Origin of the sequence: Streptomyces sp. NPDC087440 (genome assembly GCF_044744005.1) — a bacterium.
Classification (GTDB): domain Bacteria; phylum Actinomycetota; class Actinomycetes; order Streptomycetales; family Streptomycetaceae; genus Streptomyces.
The window spans coordinates 114292-128504 of the sequence record NZ_JBIUXN010000026.1; the positions used below are offsets into that span (position 1 = coordinate 114292).

Below are 14213 nucleotides of genomic sequence, written 5' to 3' on the forward strand. Positions count from 1 at the left end.
ACGCACCTTCCGTGCACCTCCCTTGAGATCCGCACCAGCCCGCTGAGAGATGAGAGTCCCGTGCCTGAACACACCTTCCGCGTCAACGGCGAACAGGTCACCGTCGACGCGGCCGACGACGAACGCCTGCTGTGGGTGCTGCGCGACCTCCTCGGCATCACCGGCCCCAAGTACGGCTGCGGCATCAACGTCTGCAAGGCCTGTACGAGTCACCTCAACGGCAAGGCCGCCAACCCCTGCGCGATCCCCGTGAAGGCCCTGAAGCCCACCGACGAGGTCACCACCATCGAGGGCCTCCCGGGCACCGTCGGCGCGGACCTGCACCCCATGCAGGAGGCCTGGCTCGACCGGGACGTGGCCCAGTGCGGCTACTGCCAGCCGGGCCAGATCATGGCGGCGGTGGCGCTGGTGCGCCGGGTGCGCGAGGAGGGCCGCGAGGTCACGGAGGCGGACCTGGACGGCATCCGCAACATCTGCCGCTGCGGGACGTACGCACGCATCCGGGAGGCCGTCAAGGAGGGAGCGCAGCGGATGTGAGACGGGCCGCGAGGTCCGACTCCGGCGATCTACGCTCGCGAGGCCGCCGGTCGAACCGACGACAGCGCCGCCCACTCGCCGAGGGCGAATCCGCCGCCCGCCCGCCGGACCTCCACCGCACCGTCCCCGCCGAAGTGTGCGGGAAACACCAACTCCCGCTCGTCGGCGGCCCTTTGGAGTATCCGGTGGCGACTGGCGGCCGCCTGCTCCGGGTCCAGGCAGAAGCCGCTGTTGCAGTCGGGGGCGAGGATCTGCACCGGGCTGTGGAGCAGATCGCCGACAAAGACCGCCCGGTCGCCCCCGGACGCGAGCCGCAGCACGGAGGAGCCGGGCGTGTGCCCCGGGGCGGACTCCAGGGTGAGGTGCTCGTCGATGCGGTACGAACCGTCCCACAGCACGCTCAGTCCGGCCCGGTGCACGGGCGCGACGCTGTCCTCGTGGATCAGCCGGTCCTCCTCCCGCGCGCCCTGCGCGTACGCGTTCCGCGGGCCGTAGTGGAAGTCGTCGGCGGCCGGAATCAGGTACTGGGCGTTCGGGAAGGTGGGGACCCAGGGCTCCGCCGCGTCCCCGCTCGCCCGGGTGTTCCAGCCGACGTGGTCACTGTGCAGATGGGTGTTGACGACGACGTCGACCTCCTCCGGGCGGACCCCGGCCCGGGCCAGCGCGCCCAGGAAGTCGTCCTGCCTGCGGTGGAACATCGGCGACTGCGGGCGCTCGCGCCCGTCGCCCACCCCCGTGTCGACCACCACGGTCCTGCCCCCGCTGCGCAGCACCCACGACTGGAGTGCGCCCAGCGCCCGGTCGGTCTCGGGCTCCCAGTGATCGGGCGTCAGCCACTCCCGGTTGCTCTCCCACAGCTCGGCCGGCGCCCGGGGGACCAGGTCGCGCGCGGGCCCGATGGGGGCCCGCCACTCGACGACACGGATGACTTCGACGTCACCCAGGAACATGCTCGGCGCGCTCTCGCTCTTCATGATCTCCAACCTAGGAAGCCATGCTGAGCCGTTCAATGCCTGATCTGCTCATCCAGATACGCAGCCGTCTCATCGCGGAGGCGTACGGCTAGGCTGCCCGCATGGATGTGGTGAGTGACGCGATAGCCGTCGTACGGGTCGGGCAGCCCTCCTCCGACCGGCTGAGCGCGTACGGGAGTTGGTGCACGCGCATCGAGGGGCACGGCGGCGCCGCGTTCCACGTCGTGCTGGAGGGCGTCTGCTGGCTGCTGCCCGACGGCGGTGATCCCGTCCTGCTGCGTACGGGCGATGCGGTGCTGCTGCCGCAGGGCACCGGGCACGTACTGTCCGACTCCCGGGTCGACGACCCGGCGACGGCGGCGGCCGCGGTGCCGGTCGACCGGTGGTTGGCGGGGCTCGGCGCCCACGGTGCGAGGGGCGACCAGGACGCGGTGGGTGACCAGGGCGCGGTGGGTGACCACGCTGCGGCGGGTGGCCACGATGCGGCGGGGGCCCGCGGCCCGGAAGTGGAGATGCTGTGCGGCAAGTACCGCCTCGACCGCAGCCGGACGCATCCGCTCCTCGCGGAGCTGCCGGAGGTCGTCCACCTCCCGAACCGGGTGGGGGAGAACACCGAACTCCGTTCGGCCATCGACCTGTTGGGCCGCGAGCTGCACTTCAGGGGACCCGGGTCCTGCCTCGCCGTACCGAGCCTCCTCGACCTCCTCCTCGTCTACATGGTGCGTGCCTGGAGCGCCGAGGGCGGGGCCGGGACCTGGTCGGCCGTGCTCGACGACCCGGTGACGGCCGAGGCCCTGCGCGCACTCCACTCCGATCCGGCCGCCCCCTGGACCAATGACACCCTGGCGGCCCGCACGGGCGTCTCCCGCCCGACGTTGGCCCGCCGTTTCACCACGCTGGTCGGCCGGCCCCCGATGACGTACCTCACCTGGTGGCGGCTCACGCTGGCGGCCACCAGGCTCCGCGACACGCAGGAGCCGCTGGCCGCCGTCGCCCGCCAGGTCGGTTACGCCACTCCGTACGCCCTCTCGCACGCCTTCACCCGCGAGTTCGGCACCACGCCGGGCCGCTACCGGGAGGCGGCGGCCCGGGGCGTGCACGTGTGAGGCGGCGCGGGCGGGGGAGCGTCAGGGGGACCCGTACAGAGCTGCCAACTCCTGCGCCAGGGCGGCCAGTCGCGTGCGGGCCTGCGGCGGCGCCACGACCTCCACACGCCGCCCGAGCCCGGCGAGGCGTTCGGCGACGACCTCCACGGTGGGCCCGTCCACCTCGATCTCCAGCCGGCCGTCCGGGTGCGTGCCGGTGATGCGCAGCCGTGCGCCGAGGACACGCTCCAGGACGGCCCGGGAGGCGGGCTCGGCGAGGGCGTGCACGGTCTGCGCGTGCATGCGCTCCTCCATGCGGGCGGTGCGGGAGCGCCACGCGGTCGCCAGGTCGAATCCCTCCGGCCGCACCACCGGCTCCCCGGTCGGCTCGACGGAGGTGACCCGGCTGAGCCGGAAGGTCCGCAGGCCGTGGGCGGTGTCGGCGAGGAGGTAGTCGGCACCGGCCTTGGAGGCGAGGCCGAGGGGGTGGACGGTGCGCAGGGAGGCGGGCTTGCCGGGCCCCGCGTAGCCGAGCCGGACCTGGACGCCGTCGACCACGGCACGTTGGAGGGCGGTGAGGTGGGGTCGTTCGGCGGTGACGGGAGCGTGGGCCCAGTCGGTGCCGTCGTGGACGTTCGCCTGGGAGGCGGCCTCGGCGGCGGACCGCAGGGGCGCGGGCAGTGCCCGTATCAACTTCCGCACCACGGTACGGAGTTCGGGCGAGGTCGCGGCCGGTCCGGCCAGCAGGAACAGTGCGCGGACCTCGTCGCTGGTGAGCCCGGTGAGGTCGGTGCGGGCCCCGCCGACGAGCGACCAGCCGCCGCCGCGCCCGCGCTGGGAGTAGACGGGGACACCGGCGGTGGCCAGGGCCTCCAGATCACGGCGGGCGGTCCGCTCGGAGACTTCGAGCTCGGCGGCCACTTCGGCGATGGTGACGCGGGGGCGCGTCTGGAGGTACAGCAACACGGCAACGAGCCGATCGGCCTTCACGGGAGGGGGCGGGGGGTGGGCGTCATACGGCCATTGTGGCGGGGGATATGGCTGCCCGAAGGGCATGCCGTCCAGGGGCGCGGGGAACTGCGCGACCAGCCACGACGCACCCGCACGTACAACGCCCCCACCGCCTCACCCCGCACCCCCTGCGAAAGTGGCCAGGAGATGGCCACTTCAGCCCCCAGCATGGAAGCCATGAACCTTTCCGAGAGCGACACCCCCCAGTCCGACCCCCGCCACACCCTCTGGTCCGCCGTCACCCTCGCCGCCCACACCCTCTCCGCCGCCCACCCCGACCAGCTCGACGCCCCCACCCCCTGTTCCGACTTCACCGTCGGCCGCCTCGGGCGTCACCTCGTCGCCGTGCTGCGCCGGATCGCCCTCGCGGGCAGCGGCGGCGACCCCCTGAGCGTGCCCGGCATCGCCGAGGACGTCACGGACGAGGGCCTCTTGAAGGCCTGGGAGGAGGCCTTCCGCGACGCCCAGGACGCCTGGGCCGACCCGTCGGTCCTCACCCGCTCCCTCACCCTCCCCTTCGGCACGCTCCCCGGCGCGGCCGCGGCCCTTGCCTTCACCGTGGAGTTCACCGTCCACACCTGGGACCTGGCCGTCGCGACCGGACAGTCCCCCGCCTGGGACCCGGAGGTCGTCGCCCTCGGCATCACCACCGCCCGGCGCGCGATCCCCGCCGAACGCCGGGGCGGCCCGGTGCCGTTCGGTCCCGTGGTGGAGGTGCCCGCCGACGCCCCGGCCATCGAGCGCCTGGTGGCGTGGACGGGCCGCACGCCCTGATCCGACCCCCCCCGCCCGTAGTGGGGTGGCGGCACGGGAGGAACCCGCCGCCCCTACGGCACCAGTACGTTCCGGTACTCGGCCCGCGCCATCCCCTGGAAGGCCTCCTCCGCCCGCTCCAGTGCGAACTCCTGCGTGATCGGCCGCACCCCCTTCAACGCGGCGAACGCCAACGTCTCCTCCGCGTCCCGCGCATGCCCGCTGTACCAGCCGGTGACCTCCCGGCGGCCGAAGACCAGCAGCTCCGGGTCCACCTCCACAGGCTGGTGGTCCGTGGCCGCCACGATCATGCGCCCGTTGGGCCGCAGCCCCTGCACCAGGTCCGCCTGTGCCGGGCTCACCCCGACCGTGGTGAGGACGACGTCCGCCCCGCCCAGCGCGGCCAGCGCCTCGCCGGCGCTGCCCTCCGTCGAGTCCACGTACGCGTCCGCCCCCAGCTCCCGGGCCAGCTTCTCCTTCCCCCGCCCCCGGCTGATGGCGACCGTACGGAAGCCCATCCTGTCGGCGAACTGCACCCCGAGGTGCCCGAGCCCGCCGATGCCGTGCACGGCGACGGTGTCACCGGCGCGGGCCCCGCTGTTGCGCAGCGCGTTGAACACGGTCAGCCCGGCACACATCAGCGGGGCCGCCTCCGTGAAGGACAGGCCGTCCGGGACGCGCGCCACGGCGTCCTGCGGGACGCTGACGTACTCCGCATACCCGCCGTCGTACGACGCCCCGACGATCTTCCGCTCGACACAGTTCACGAAGTCGCCCCGGCGGCAGTGTTCGCAGGTGAAGCAGGACCCGCCGTGCCAGCCGACGCCGACCCGGTCGCCGACCCGCCAGGCGGTGACGCCCGCGCCGACCGCGTCTACCTCACCGGCGATCTCGTGTCCCGGCACGCGGGGGAACGGGGTGCCGAGGGCGCCGAAGCGGGCGATGTTCTCGCCGCCGCACACCCCGCAGGCCCGCACCCGGACCCGGACCTGGCCGGGGCCGGCCTCGGGCACGGGGATCTCGCGCAGCTCGAAGGGGGCTCCCGCGGCGACGGTCTGGACGGCTCGCATGGTGTTCGGCATGGTGCTCATGAACGTTTCCTTCCGGTACGGAATCTGGCTCACCCCCACCCTCACGCCGATGCCGCGCGACAGCCACGGGGGCGCTCACCCCGGGGTTGCCACCCCCTGGCTCGCCCCTCGCCCGGCCCCGCCCGACCGGCGACCATGGAGGCATGGACCTCACCGAGCTCGGCACCTTCCTCAAGACGCGGCGCGACCGCATCCGCCCCGCCGAGGTCGGGCTGACCGCGGGCCCGCGCCGCCGGGTGCCGGGGCTGCGGCGCGAGGAGGTCGCCCTGCTCGCCGGGGCCTCCGTGGACTACTACACGGAACTGGAGCGCGGCGGCAGCGCCCGCCCCTCCGAGCAGATGCTCACGGCCCTGGCCCGCGCCCTGCGCCTGACCAGCGACGAACGCGACCACCTCTTCCATTTGGCCGGACACCCCTCCCCGCCCCCGCGCGGCCCCCTCGGCCACATCGACCCGGGCATGCTCGCGCTCCTGGACCGGCTGGCCGACACCCCGGCCCGCATCATGACCGACCTCCACGAGCCGCTCACCCAGAACGCGCTCGCCGCCGCCCTCCTCGGCCCCCTCCCCACCGCCTCCCGGGGCCCGGGCACCGACAGCCACGTCCACCTCTGGTTCACCCGCCCCGAGATCCGCGACCTCTATCCGGCCGAGGACCACGCCCGGCACTCGTACGACTTCGTGGCCGACCTGCGCGCGGTCGCCGCCCGCCGAGACGACGCCGACGTCCGGCGCATGATCGCCCAACTCCGCGCCCGGAGTGAGGAGTTCGCGGAACTCTGGGAGCGGCGGGACGTCGCCGTGCGCCGCCAGGCCCGCAAGCGGTTCCTGCACCCGGTGGTCGGCGCGATGGAGCTGGACTGCCACAACCTCTTCAGCGAGGACGGCCGCCAACGCCTGCTCTGGCTGTCCGCCCGGCCCGGCACCCCGGACGCCGACCGCCTCTCGCTCCTCTCCGTCGTGGGGACGCAGGAACTCGGAGCCGCAGCGGCCAGGGCCACGCCCGAAAGGTGACGCACTCCTCCTGTCTCATCGCGCCAAGTGTCTCACTGGGACATTTTGAGGAGTACAGTCGACGCCATGAGCACCCCACAGGGCCGCAGGGTCCGCAAAGTCCAGGAGAGCCGCGAGGCCATGGCGGCGGCCGCCGTGGACCTGGTGCTCGAAAGGGGCCTCGACGGCGTCACCGTCGAAGCCATCAGCGACCGCGTGGACGTCTCCCGGCGCACCTTCACCCGGTACTTCTCCGGCAAGGAGGACGCCGTCGTCGACGCCCTGCGTGCCGACTACGCCCGGATCAACGAGGCCCTCGCCGCCCGGCCCGCCGACGAGAACCCCCTCACCGCCTACCACCGCGCCCTGCACGACTGGCTCGACAACGACCCGCAGGCCTGGCCCCGCCGCCCCCGCGCCGGTGAACTGCTGCACCTGCTGCACGCCGAGCCGGCGCTGCGGGCCGCCTACGGGCACGTCGAGGACGAGGCGCGGAACGAGTCCGTACGGATCGTCGCCGAGCGCCTCGGGCAGGACCCGGAGCACGACCTGCGCCCCGCCCTCGCCATCGCGCTCGCCGTCGGGGCGTTCGGCACGGCCGTCCAGTTCTGGATCGCCCCCGGCGCGACCACCCCCCTCCCCGAGCTGATCGACGCGGCGTTCACGGCCCTGGCCGCCGAACCCGCACCCAGCACCACCCCCAGCAAGTGAAACCAGGTACCACCATGACCACCAGCACCCCCGAATTCGCCCGCAAGACCGCCCTCGTCACCGGTGCCGCCTCCGGCATCGGCCTCGCCGTCGCCCGCCGCCTCGCCGAGGCCGGAGCGGCGGTCGTCGTCGCCGACCACAACGAGCAGGGCGCGAAGGAGGCCGCCGAGGCCCTCGTCGCGGCGGGCGGCAGGGCCGCAGCGGTCCGCGTGGACGTCACCGACCCCGCATCGGTGCGCGCCGCCGTCGACTTCACCTTCCAGACCTTCGGCGGCCTGCACCTGGCCGTCAACAACGCCGGGATCGCCGGAGCCTCCGCCCCCACCGGCGAGTACGGCATCGAGGACTGGCAGCGCGTCATCGACACCAACCTCAACGGCGTCTTCTACTCCCTGCGCTACGAACTCCCCCTGATCCTCGCCTCCGGCGGCGGCTCTGTCGTCAACATGTCCTCCATCCTCGGCACCAACGGCTTCGCCGGGTCGCCCGCCTACTCCGCCGCCAAGCACGCGGTCGTCGGCCTGACCAAGACCGCCGCCGTCGAGTACGCCGCCCAGGGCGTCCGCGTCAACGCCGTCGCCCCCGGCTTCATCGACACCCCGCTGATCCAGGGCGGCGACCAGGCCACCCGCGACCACCTGGTCTCCCTCCACCCGCAGGGCCGCCTCGGCACCGCCGAGGAGGTCGCCGAGCTGACCCTGTTCCTGCTCTCCGACCGCGCCTCGTTCGTCAACGGCAGCTACCACCTCGTCGACGGCGGCTACGCGGCCCGCTGACCCCGTACGACCCTCCACTCCACCAGGCTGCGAGAAAGAAGCACCCCATGTCCGCCCAGATGAAGGCAGTCCAGTACCGCACCGTCGGCAAGGCCCCCGAGGTCGTCACCGTCGACCGCCCCGAGCCGGGCCCCGGCCAGGTGCTGCTGAAGGTGACCGCCGCAGGCGTCTGCCACTCCGACATCGCCGTGATGAGCTGGCCCGCCGAGGCCCTGCCCTTCCCGCTGCCGCTCACCCTCGGTCACGAGGGCGCGGGCAGGGTCGCCGCGCTCGGCGAGGGCGTCACCGGCTTCGAGATCGGCGACTCCGTCGCGGTGTACGGGCCGTGGGGCTGCGGCAGCTGCCTGATGTGCGCACAGGGCAAGGAGAACTACTGCCTGCGCGCCGCCGAACTCGGCATCCGCCCGCCCGGGCTGGGCGCCCCGGGCGCGCTCGCCGAGTACATGATCGTGGACGACCCCCGGCACCTGGTCCCGCTCGGCGACCTCGACCCGGTCACCGCCGTGCCCCTCACGGACGCGGGCCTGACCCCGTACCACGCGATCAAGACGTCGCTGCCGAAGCTGACCCCCGGCAGCACCGCCGTCGTCATCGGCACCGGCGGACTCGGCCACGTCGCCATCCAGCTGCTGCGCGCGCTCACCCCGGCCCGGGTGATCGCCCTGGACGTCACCGAGGAGAAGCTCGGCCTGGCCCGCGAGGTCGGCGCGCACGAGACCGTCCTGTCCGACGAGCACGCGGCCGCGAAGGTCCGTGAAATCACCGGCGGACTGGGCGCGCAGGCCGTGTTCGACTTCGTCGGCGCCCCGCCCACCGTCGCCACCGCCTCGGCCTGCGCCGGAGTGGAGGCCGACGTGACGATCGTCGGCATCGGCGGCGGCGCGGCCCCCGTCGGCTTCGGCGTCGTACCGTACGACGCGGCCTTCCGCGCACCGTACTGGGGTTCGCGCGCGGAGCTGATCGAGGTCCTGGACCTGGCGCGCTCGGGCGTCCTCGACGTCCACGTGGAGACGTACCCGCTGGACGCGGCGCCCGAGGTGTACGAGCGCCTGCACGCGGGCCGCATCAACGGCCGCGCGGTGCTCCTGCCCAACGGCTGACCCCGTACGTACGGTCGTCCACCCCCGTCTCCGCCACGGAACGGGGGCGGACGCACACCGCGCGGGGCGGGCCCGCGCTTGGGCCGTCCGGGTGACGCGCCCCCCTCATCCGTTCACCCCGCCACCCCCGCACGGCGTACGCTGCGTCACCGCACAGTGCGTACGGTGACGGAACGACGGGGGCCGCAAGCGATGACCAGGACGCGACGCCCCCGGGGCAGCGCGGCAGTCGCCGCCCTCCTCGGGGCCGCGCTGCTCACGTCCGCCTGCACGGCGCCCGGCGACACGGGCGACACCGCCCCCGTCAAGGTCGGCGTGCTGCACTCCGCCACCGGCGGCCTCGCCATGGCGGAGCGGCCGCTCACCGACGCGGTCCTGCTGGCGGTGCGCGAACTCAACGACCAGGGAGGGGTGTTGGGGCATCGCGTCGAACCCGTCACCGTCGACACCCGCTCCGACAACACCGTCTTCGCCGCCTCCGTCCGCCGCATGCTGACCACCGACGGAGTGCGGGCGGTCTTCGGCGGCTACACCTCCGCGAGCCGGCGCACCATGATCCCCCTGGTCGAGAAGTACGACGGGCTCCTCTTCTTCCCCACCTTCTACGAGGGCATGGAACGCACCCCGCACGTCGTGTACACCGGCGCCACCCCCAACCAGGTCGTCGCGCCCGCCGTGAAGTGGTTCCTCGACAACCGGGGCAAACGCCTCTTCCTCGTCGGCTCCGACTACATCTACCCGCGCGCCACCAACGCCGTGATCAAGGCCCAACTCGCCGCCACCGGCGGCACGGTGGCGGGCGAGCACTACCTCCCGCTCGGTGAGACGCGCCCGCAGGCCGTCCAGGACGCCACCGCCCGCATCCTGCGCGCCCGGCCCGACGCGATCGTGTCCACCGTCGTCGGCGACACCAACATCCCCTTCTTCAAGGCCCTCCTCGACGCCGGAGCGACCTCCCGCACCCTCCCCGTCCTCTCCCTCGTCCTCAACGAGTCCGAACTCCGGGCCATGGACGCCCGCCGCATGGCGGGCAACTACGTCGCGATGAACTACTTCCAGTCCGTGCGCACCGCCGAGAACGCCGCCTTCGTCCGCCGCTACAAGGCCCGTTACGGGCCCGACGCCGTGATCTCCGACCCCGCCGAGGCCTCGTACAGCAGCGTCATGCTCTGGGCCCAGGCGGTACGGGAAGCGGGAAGCGCCGACCCGGCAGCGGTCACCGGGGCCCTGCGCGGGGCGCGCTGGCGCAGTCCCGGCGGCACCGTCTTCGTCGACCGCGAGAACCTCCACCTCTGGAAGACCGCCCGCCTCGGCCGCATCCGCGCCGACGGCCAGATGGACGTGGTGTGGGAGTCGGAGACGGTCATCCACCCCGTCCCCTACAGCCCGTTCCGCCGCAGACAGGACTGGGACGACCTGCTCAAGGGCCTGTACGAGGGCTGGGGCGGCCGGTGGGACCGGCCGCCCGGCGGACAGGTGCTGCCGAACGACGTGCTGGGGGAGGCGGGGCTGTGAGGTTCCACCGTTTGTGGGTGCACTGGCTGCTCTTCCTCGGGTCCGCGCTGGGCCTGATCCTCGTCAAGCGGGCCACGCTTCCCCTGTGGGCGTCCTGCGTGCTGCTCGTCGGACTGTCGGTCCTGCTGGTCAACGCGGGCCTGCCGCTGGCCCGTTACTGCGTCCGCAACGTGGCGATGACGCAGAACAGTGCGTCGCAGGCCGCCGTCTTCGCCATGATCGGCACGGTCTTCGCCACCCTGGTGGCCTTCGCGGTGGTGGTGGTCTGGGAGAACTACGCCGACGCCGAGTCGACCGTCGCCCAGGAGGCCAACGCCCTCGCGGACCTGGAGCGGATGTCCCGGGGGTTCGCGGTGCCGGTGCGCAGACAGGTGCAGGAGGCGTCCCGTACGTACGCGACGATCGTGATCGGTGACGAGTGGGACGCGATGACCGCGTCCGGTGCCGACCCCCGCGCGCACGCCGCCCTCACCGAACTCTGGACCGTCTACACGGACATGGGCCCCGACGGCAAGGCCAGCCCCCTCTACCAGCCGTCCATCGAGCGGATGAACTCCCTCGGCGACAACCGCCGTCTGCGCCTGCTGGCGGCGCGCTCCGAAGTGCCGACGGTGGTGTGGCTGATGCTCTACTGCGGCGGCGTGCTCTCGGTGGTGATGGTCTACTTCTTCGGCGTCCGCAGGGACTGGGTGCAGCGTCTGGTGGTGTCGGTGCTGGCCACGGTGGTCGCCCTGTCGGTGTTCCTGGTGGCCTCGCTGGAGAAGCCGTTCGGCGGGGATGCGGGGATCGGTCCTGACGCCTTCGAGTCGGTGGTGGCGAGTATGCAGAACCTGGAGATGTGAGAGTGCTTTCCCGACTTCGCGGGCGTACGGTTCCGGTTCGCGGGCGTACGGTTCCGGGCGCGTCCGGCGCCGCCGACGACGACCTGCCGCTCCTGCGCTGGAAGCTGCACCGGTGGTTCGCCTGCCTGGACACCGACCGCGACGGCCGGCTGACCAGCGAGGACTACGACCTGGCGGCGGCCCGGCTGGCCCGTGCCTTCAACCACCGGCCGGGACAGCGCGAACACCGGCGGCTGCTCGCCAGGTACCGGAAGCTCTGGGCGCTGCACGACCCCGGCGGCCGCGGCGAACTGGACCGGGACGCCTTCACCGAGCAACTCCTCGCGGCGGGACGGGACCGCGCCCGCCCCTTCCGGGCCTCGCTGAACCGGCTGTGCTGCGCGCTGGTCGACATCGCGGACACCGACGGCGACGACCAGGTGTCCGAACGCGAGTACCGGGTGCTGCTCTCGGCGGCCTTCGGACTCACCTCGGAGCGGGACCTGACGGCGGCCTACCGGATGCTCGACCGGGACGGCAGCGGGACGCTGGAGCACAACGAGATCCACGCGGCGGTACTGGAGTACTTCACCAGCAACGCGCCCGACGCCCCCGGCAACTGGCTGCTGGGCCCGCCTCCGGCGGCGCTGCTCGACTGACGGATCATCAGGCCAGGCTCCAGGAAACCGAGTTGCTCATGTCGACGACGAGCGCGAGCACGGCGAGGTCCGCGACGCCGAGCCCCAGGCCGAGCCAGGCGCGGAAGCGGCGGGCGGTGCCGCGTCGCAGGGCGAGGGTGGCGAGCAGGATCGCGGCCGGGCCCAGCAGGACGTTCATGACGAGCAGCCCGACGAGGCCGAGCACAAAGGCGGCGACGGCCATCCCGTCGGCGTCGCGCAGGCCGACGGGGCGGGTACGGGGGCGGGTGTCGGTGCGGGTGGTGGGGGCGGTGAGCTGCATGGCGGTTCCTTTCCGGGGCGTACCTGAGGGAAGGGGCTCAGCGGTGCCGGCGTTCCTTGACGGCGAAGATCAGCAGCCAGGCGCCGATCACGGCAGCCGCGATCAGGCTGACGGACAGCGGGACATGGGCGACCGGGCCCAGCAGGAGGCCCAGGAGCAGGAGGACGGCGACGAGCGCGATCACGGTCTCAACACCTCACGGGGGAGCAGGAGTTCCGACTTTCAGTGAACATCTGTACTTACAGTTGTCCACTGAACCACACCCCCATGCTTCCGTTCTTCGGAGAACGACTGTTTACTGGATGACATGAGTCACACCACGCAGACCGCCGGGCCCTTCGGAGTCCGGCAGGCACAGAAGCTGAAGACCCGCCAGGCCCTGATGGACGCCGCCCTCGGGCTCCTGGAGCACCAGAGCCTGAGCAGCCTCGGCCTGCGCGAGGTGACCCGGGAGGTGGGGGTCGCGCCGACCGCGTTCTACCGCCACTTCAAGGACACCGCCGAACTCGGTGTCGCCCTCGTCGACGAGTCGCTGGACGGCCTGCACACCGCGATCCGGGCCAGCCTCACCGCGCCGGACGCCGACGACAGCGCGGCCCGTATCGCCCTGACGGTGGGGCTGATCGCCGACCTGGTGCGGTCGGCGCCCGCGCACGTACGGTTCATCGCGCGCGAGCGGCACGGGGGAGTGCGGCCGGTACGGGAGGCGATCGGCGCCCAACTGCACCTGTTCGCATCGGAGGTGGCCGACGCGCTGGGGGCGCTGCCGGAATCGGCGGGCTGGTCGAGGGAGGACCTGGAGATGCTGGGAGGCGTCTACGTCGACCACATGGTGATGACCGCCTCCGCCTTCCTCGAAGCGGGCCCGGACGGCGAGGAGCCGGCTGCGGAACACGCCCGCCGCCAACTCCGCCTGATCAGCCTCGGCCGCGCCCACTGGCTCGACGGCCGCCCCGGCCCGAACTGACCCGCGCCGCACTGCCATCCGGGCCGGCGGGCCCCGCGTCGCGGGTGGTGCGGCGGATGAGGGGTACGCGCACGGTGACCCCGCGCACCCAGCGCGGGAGGTGAGCAGCGGGGTGTCGGTCATGCCGGAATCGCGAGTGGCACGCAGGGTGCGGGCGGCGGCCGAGGGGGACTTCGCACGGCTGCCGCAGCGGCTCGCGGCCGCGTTGTGCGGGGTGCTGGGGGTGAACGGGGTGACGTTGTCCCTCGCCACCGACACCCCGGAACGCCAACTGCTGGCGGCCTCGGGGCCGGTGGCCGTGCGGCTGGAGGAGCTGCAGTTCGAGAGCGCCGAGGGGCCGTGCGTGTCGGCCTGCGCGGAGGGCGTGCCGATGCTGTGGAACGACGTGCGCGAGGAGACGGGCCGGTGGCCGGTCTTCGGGTCGCGGCTGCGCGAGGAGCTGCCGCAGATCGGGTCCGTGCACGGGTTCCCGCTGGGGACGGCGCCCGCCGTGGGGTCGATCGACCTGTTCGCCTACGCACCCCGGCGGCTGAGCGGACGGGCCGTCGCCCGCGCGCTCCGGGCGTCCGCGACCGTACTGGAAGTGCTGCTGGAGTCCAGCCGTACCCACACCGACGTGGACCGGCTCCCCCAGTGGGAGCCGGAGGACGTGCTCGACGCGCACTGGGGCACCACCCACCGGGCCGTCGGAATGCTGATGGAGCAGTGGGGCGTCGACGCGCAGGAGGCCCTGGCCCGACTGCGGGCCAGGGCCTTCGCGAGCGGCAGACCGCTGCCGGAGCTGGCCGCCGAGGTGGTGGCCGGGAACCGCGACAGCGACGCGCCCTAGTACTCCAGCCGGACTTTGATGTACTGCCTGGTCAACGGCTTGGGTGTGGGGAGTGTAGCGGGGTGGTGCCGAGTGCGGGACGGGTTTGCGA

At 73.1% G+C, this 14213-nt stretch carries 17 protein-coding genes; 12 read left to right on the forward strand and 5 right to left on the reverse strand.

Translation table 11 applies throughout. The features are described 5' to 3' along the window. Positions 1 to 60 precede the first annotated feature (60 nt). A complete protein-coding gene (locus ACIO3O_RS36700; protein ID WP_401753416.1) occupies positions 61 to 537 on the forward strand; it encodes a (2Fe-2S)-binding protein in 477 nt (158 codons plus the stop codon). 29 nt (positions 538 to 566) lie between these two features. On the opposite strand, the gene ACIO3O_RS36705 is transcribed toward ACIO3O_RS36700, so the two are convergent. Continuing rightward, positions 567 to 1511 (reverse strand): MBL fold metallo-hydrolase, encoded by a 945-nt coding sequence (locus tag ACIO3O_RS36705; RefSeq protein ID WP_401753418.1) that lies wholly within the window; start codon positions 1509 to 1511, stop codon positions 567 to 569. 101 nt (positions 1512 to 1612) lie between these two features. On the opposite strand from ACIO3O_RS36705, the gene ACIO3O_RS36710 reads away from it, so the two are divergent. After that, the gene (locus ACIO3O_RS36710; protein WP_401753420.1) at positions 1613 to 2617 is read left to right on the forward strand and encodes an AraC family transcriptional regulator; all 1005 of its coding nucleotides are present in this window, start codon (positions 1613 to 1615) and stop codon (positions 2615 to 2617) included. A gap of 21 nt (positions 2618 to 2638) precedes the next feature. Here the strand turns inward: ACIO3O_RS36710 and ACIO3O_RS36715 are convergent, their stop codons facing one another. Next, a complete protein-coding gene (locus ACIO3O_RS36715; protein WP_401753422.1) occupies positions 2639 to 3562 on the reverse strand; it encodes a helix-turn-helix transcriptional regulator in 924 nt (307 codons plus the stop codon). Between the two features lie 222 nt (positions 3563 to 3784). On the opposite strand from ACIO3O_RS36715, the gene ACIO3O_RS36720 reads away from it, so the two are divergent. After that, positions 3785 to 4381, forward strand: a complete 597-nt coding sequence (locus ACIO3O_RS36720) for a TIGR03086 family metal-binding protein (protein ID WP_401753424.1) — start codon at positions 3785 to 3787, stop codon at positions 4379 to 4381. Positions 4382 to 4434: 53 nt separating this feature from the next. Here ACIO3O_RS36720 and ACIO3O_RS36725 read toward each other — a convergent pair whose 3' ends face one another. After that, a complete protein-coding gene (locus ACIO3O_RS36725; RefSeq protein ID WP_401753426.1) occupies positions 4435 to 5451 on the reverse strand; it encodes an alcohol dehydrogenase catalytic domain-containing protein in 1017 nt (338 codons plus the stop codon). 143 nt (positions 5452 to 5594) lie between these two features. On the opposite strand from ACIO3O_RS36725, the gene ACIO3O_RS36730 reads away from it, so the two are divergent. The 7 genes from ACIO3O_RS36730 (at position 5595) to ACIO3O_RS36760 (ending at position 12025) form a co-directional block, all read left to right on the forward strand. After that, complete coding sequence (locus tag ACIO3O_RS36730) at positions 5595 to 6464, forward strand: helix-turn-helix transcriptional regulator (protein ID WP_401753427.1); 870 nt, start codon at positions 5595 to 5597, stop codon at positions 6462 to 6464. A gap of 66 nt (positions 6465 to 6530) precedes the next feature. Further along, a complete protein-coding gene (locus ACIO3O_RS36735) occupies positions 6531 to 7154 on the forward strand; it encodes a TetR family transcriptional regulator (protein WP_401753429.1) in 624 nt (207 codons plus the stop codon). A gap of 14 nt (positions 7155 to 7168) precedes the next feature. Then, positions 7169 to 7930 (forward strand): SDR family NAD(P)-dependent oxidoreductase, encoded by a 762-nt coding sequence (locus tag ACIO3O_RS36740; protein WP_401753431.1) that lies wholly within the window; start codon positions 7169 to 7171, stop codon positions 7928 to 7930. A gap of 59 nt (positions 7931 to 7989) precedes the next feature. Next, on the forward strand, positions 7990 to 9030 hold the full coding sequence (locus ACIO3O_RS36745; RefSeq protein WP_401753459.1) for an NAD(P)-dependent alcohol dehydrogenase: 1041 nt from the start codon (positions 7990 to 7992) through the stop codon (positions 9028 to 9030). A gap of 192 nt (positions 9031 to 9222) precedes the next feature. Then, a complete protein-coding gene (locus ACIO3O_RS36750; RefSeq protein WP_401753433.1) occupies positions 9223 to 10545 on the forward strand; it encodes an urea ABC transporter substrate-binding protein in 1323 nt (440 codons plus the stop codon). Further along, entirely contained in the window at positions 10542 to 11387 is an 846-nt protein-coding gene (locus ACIO3O_RS36755; protein ID WP_401753435.1) for a hypothetical protein, read from the forward strand. Before ACIO3O_RS36750 ends, ACIO3O_RS36755 begins: the two co-directional genes overlap by 4 nt. A gap of 2 nt (positions 11388 to 11389) precedes the next feature. Next, positions 11390 to 12025 carry an EF-hand domain-containing protein gene (locus tag ACIO3O_RS36760; RefSeq protein ID WP_401753437.1) on the forward strand — a complete coding sequence of 212 codons (636 nt, stop codon included), beginning with the start codon at positions 11390 to 11392 and terminating at the stop codon, positions 12023 to 12025. Positions 12026 to 12032: 7 nt separating this feature from the next. Here the strand turns inward: ACIO3O_RS36760 and ACIO3O_RS36765 are convergent, their stop codons facing one another. Together ACIO3O_RS36765 and ACIO3O_RS36770 are read right to left on the reverse strand one after the other, a co-directional pair. After that, a complete protein-coding gene (locus ACIO3O_RS36765; protein WP_401753439.1) occupies positions 12033 to 12326 on the reverse strand; it encodes a DUF4190 domain-containing protein in 294 nt (97 codons plus the stop codon). A gap of 37 nt (positions 12327 to 12363) precedes the next feature. Continuing rightward, positions 12364 to 12510, reverse strand: a complete 147-nt coding sequence (locus tag ACIO3O_RS36770) for a hypothetical protein (protein WP_401753440.1) — start codon at positions 12508 to 12510, stop codon at positions 12364 to 12366. 123 nt (positions 12511 to 12633) lie between these two features. Here ACIO3O_RS36770 and ACIO3O_RS36775 point away from each other — a divergent pair, with 123 nt between their 5' ends. Both ACIO3O_RS36775 and ACIO3O_RS36780 read left to right on the forward strand, forming a co-directional pair. Beyond that, entirely contained in the window at positions 12634 to 13293 is a 660-nt protein-coding gene (locus tag ACIO3O_RS36775; RefSeq protein ID WP_401753442.1) for a TetR family transcriptional regulator, read from the forward strand. 121 nt (positions 13294 to 13414) lie between these two features. Beyond that, positions 13415 to 14122 (forward strand): ANTAR domain-containing protein, encoded by a 708-nt coding sequence (locus ACIO3O_RS36780; protein ID WP_401753443.1) that lies wholly within the window; start codon positions 13415 to 13417, stop codon positions 14120 to 14122. The last annotated feature ends 91 nt before the right edge of the window (positions 14123 to 14213 follow it).

Excerpts from the sequence above, each read along its gene's own strand:
- ACIO3O_RS36705 (WP_401753418.1), bottom strand. The coding sequence starts at position 1,511 with ATGAAGAGCGAGAGCGCGCCGAGCATGTTCCTGGGTGACGTCGAAGTC.
- ACIO3O_RS36710 (WP_401753420.1), top strand. The coding sequence starts at position 1,613 with ATGGATGTGGTGAGTGACGCGATAGCCGTCGTACGGGTCGGGCAGCCC.
- ACIO3O_RS36720 (WP_401753424.1), top strand. The coding sequence starts at position 3,785 with ATGAACCTTTCCGAGAGCGACACCCCCCAGTCCGACCCCCGCCACACC.
- ACIO3O_RS36725 (WP_401753426.1), bottom strand. The coding sequence starts at position 5,451 with ATGAGCACCATGCCGAACACCATGCGAGCCGTCCAGACCGTCGCCGCG.
- ACIO3O_RS36730 (WP_401753427.1), top strand. The coding sequence starts at position 5,595 with ATGGACCTCACCGAGCTCGGCACCTTCCTCAAGACGCGGCGCGACCGC.
- ACIO3O_RS36735 (WP_401753429.1), top strand. The coding sequence starts at position 6,531 with ATGAGCACCCCACAGGGCCGCAGGGTCCGCAAAGTCCAGGAGAGCCGC.
- ACIO3O_RS36740 (WP_401753431.1), top strand. The coding sequence starts at position 7,169 with ATGACCACCAGCACCCCCGAATTCGCCCGCAAGACCGCCCTCGTCACC.
- ACIO3O_RS36745 (WP_401753459.1), top strand. The coding sequence starts at position 7,990 with ATGAAGGCAGTCCAGTACCGCACCGTCGGCAAGGCCCCCGAGGTCGTC.
- ACIO3O_RS36750 (WP_401753433.1), top strand. The coding sequence starts at position 9,223 with ATGACCAGGACGCGACGCCCCCGGGGCAGCGCGGCAGTCGCCGCCCTC.
- ACIO3O_RS36765 (WP_401753439.1), bottom strand. The coding sequence starts at position 12,326 with ATGCAGCTCACCGCCCCCACCACCCGCACCGACACCCGCCCCCGTACC.
- ACIO3O_RS36775 (WP_401753442.1), top strand. The coding sequence starts at position 12,634 with ATGAGTCACACCACGCAGACCGCCGGGCCCTTCGGAGTCCGGCAGGCA.
- ACIO3O_RS36780 (WP_401753443.1), top strand. The coding sequence starts at position 13,415 with ATGCCGGAATCGCGAGTGGCACGCAGGGTGCGGGCGGCGGCCGAGGGG.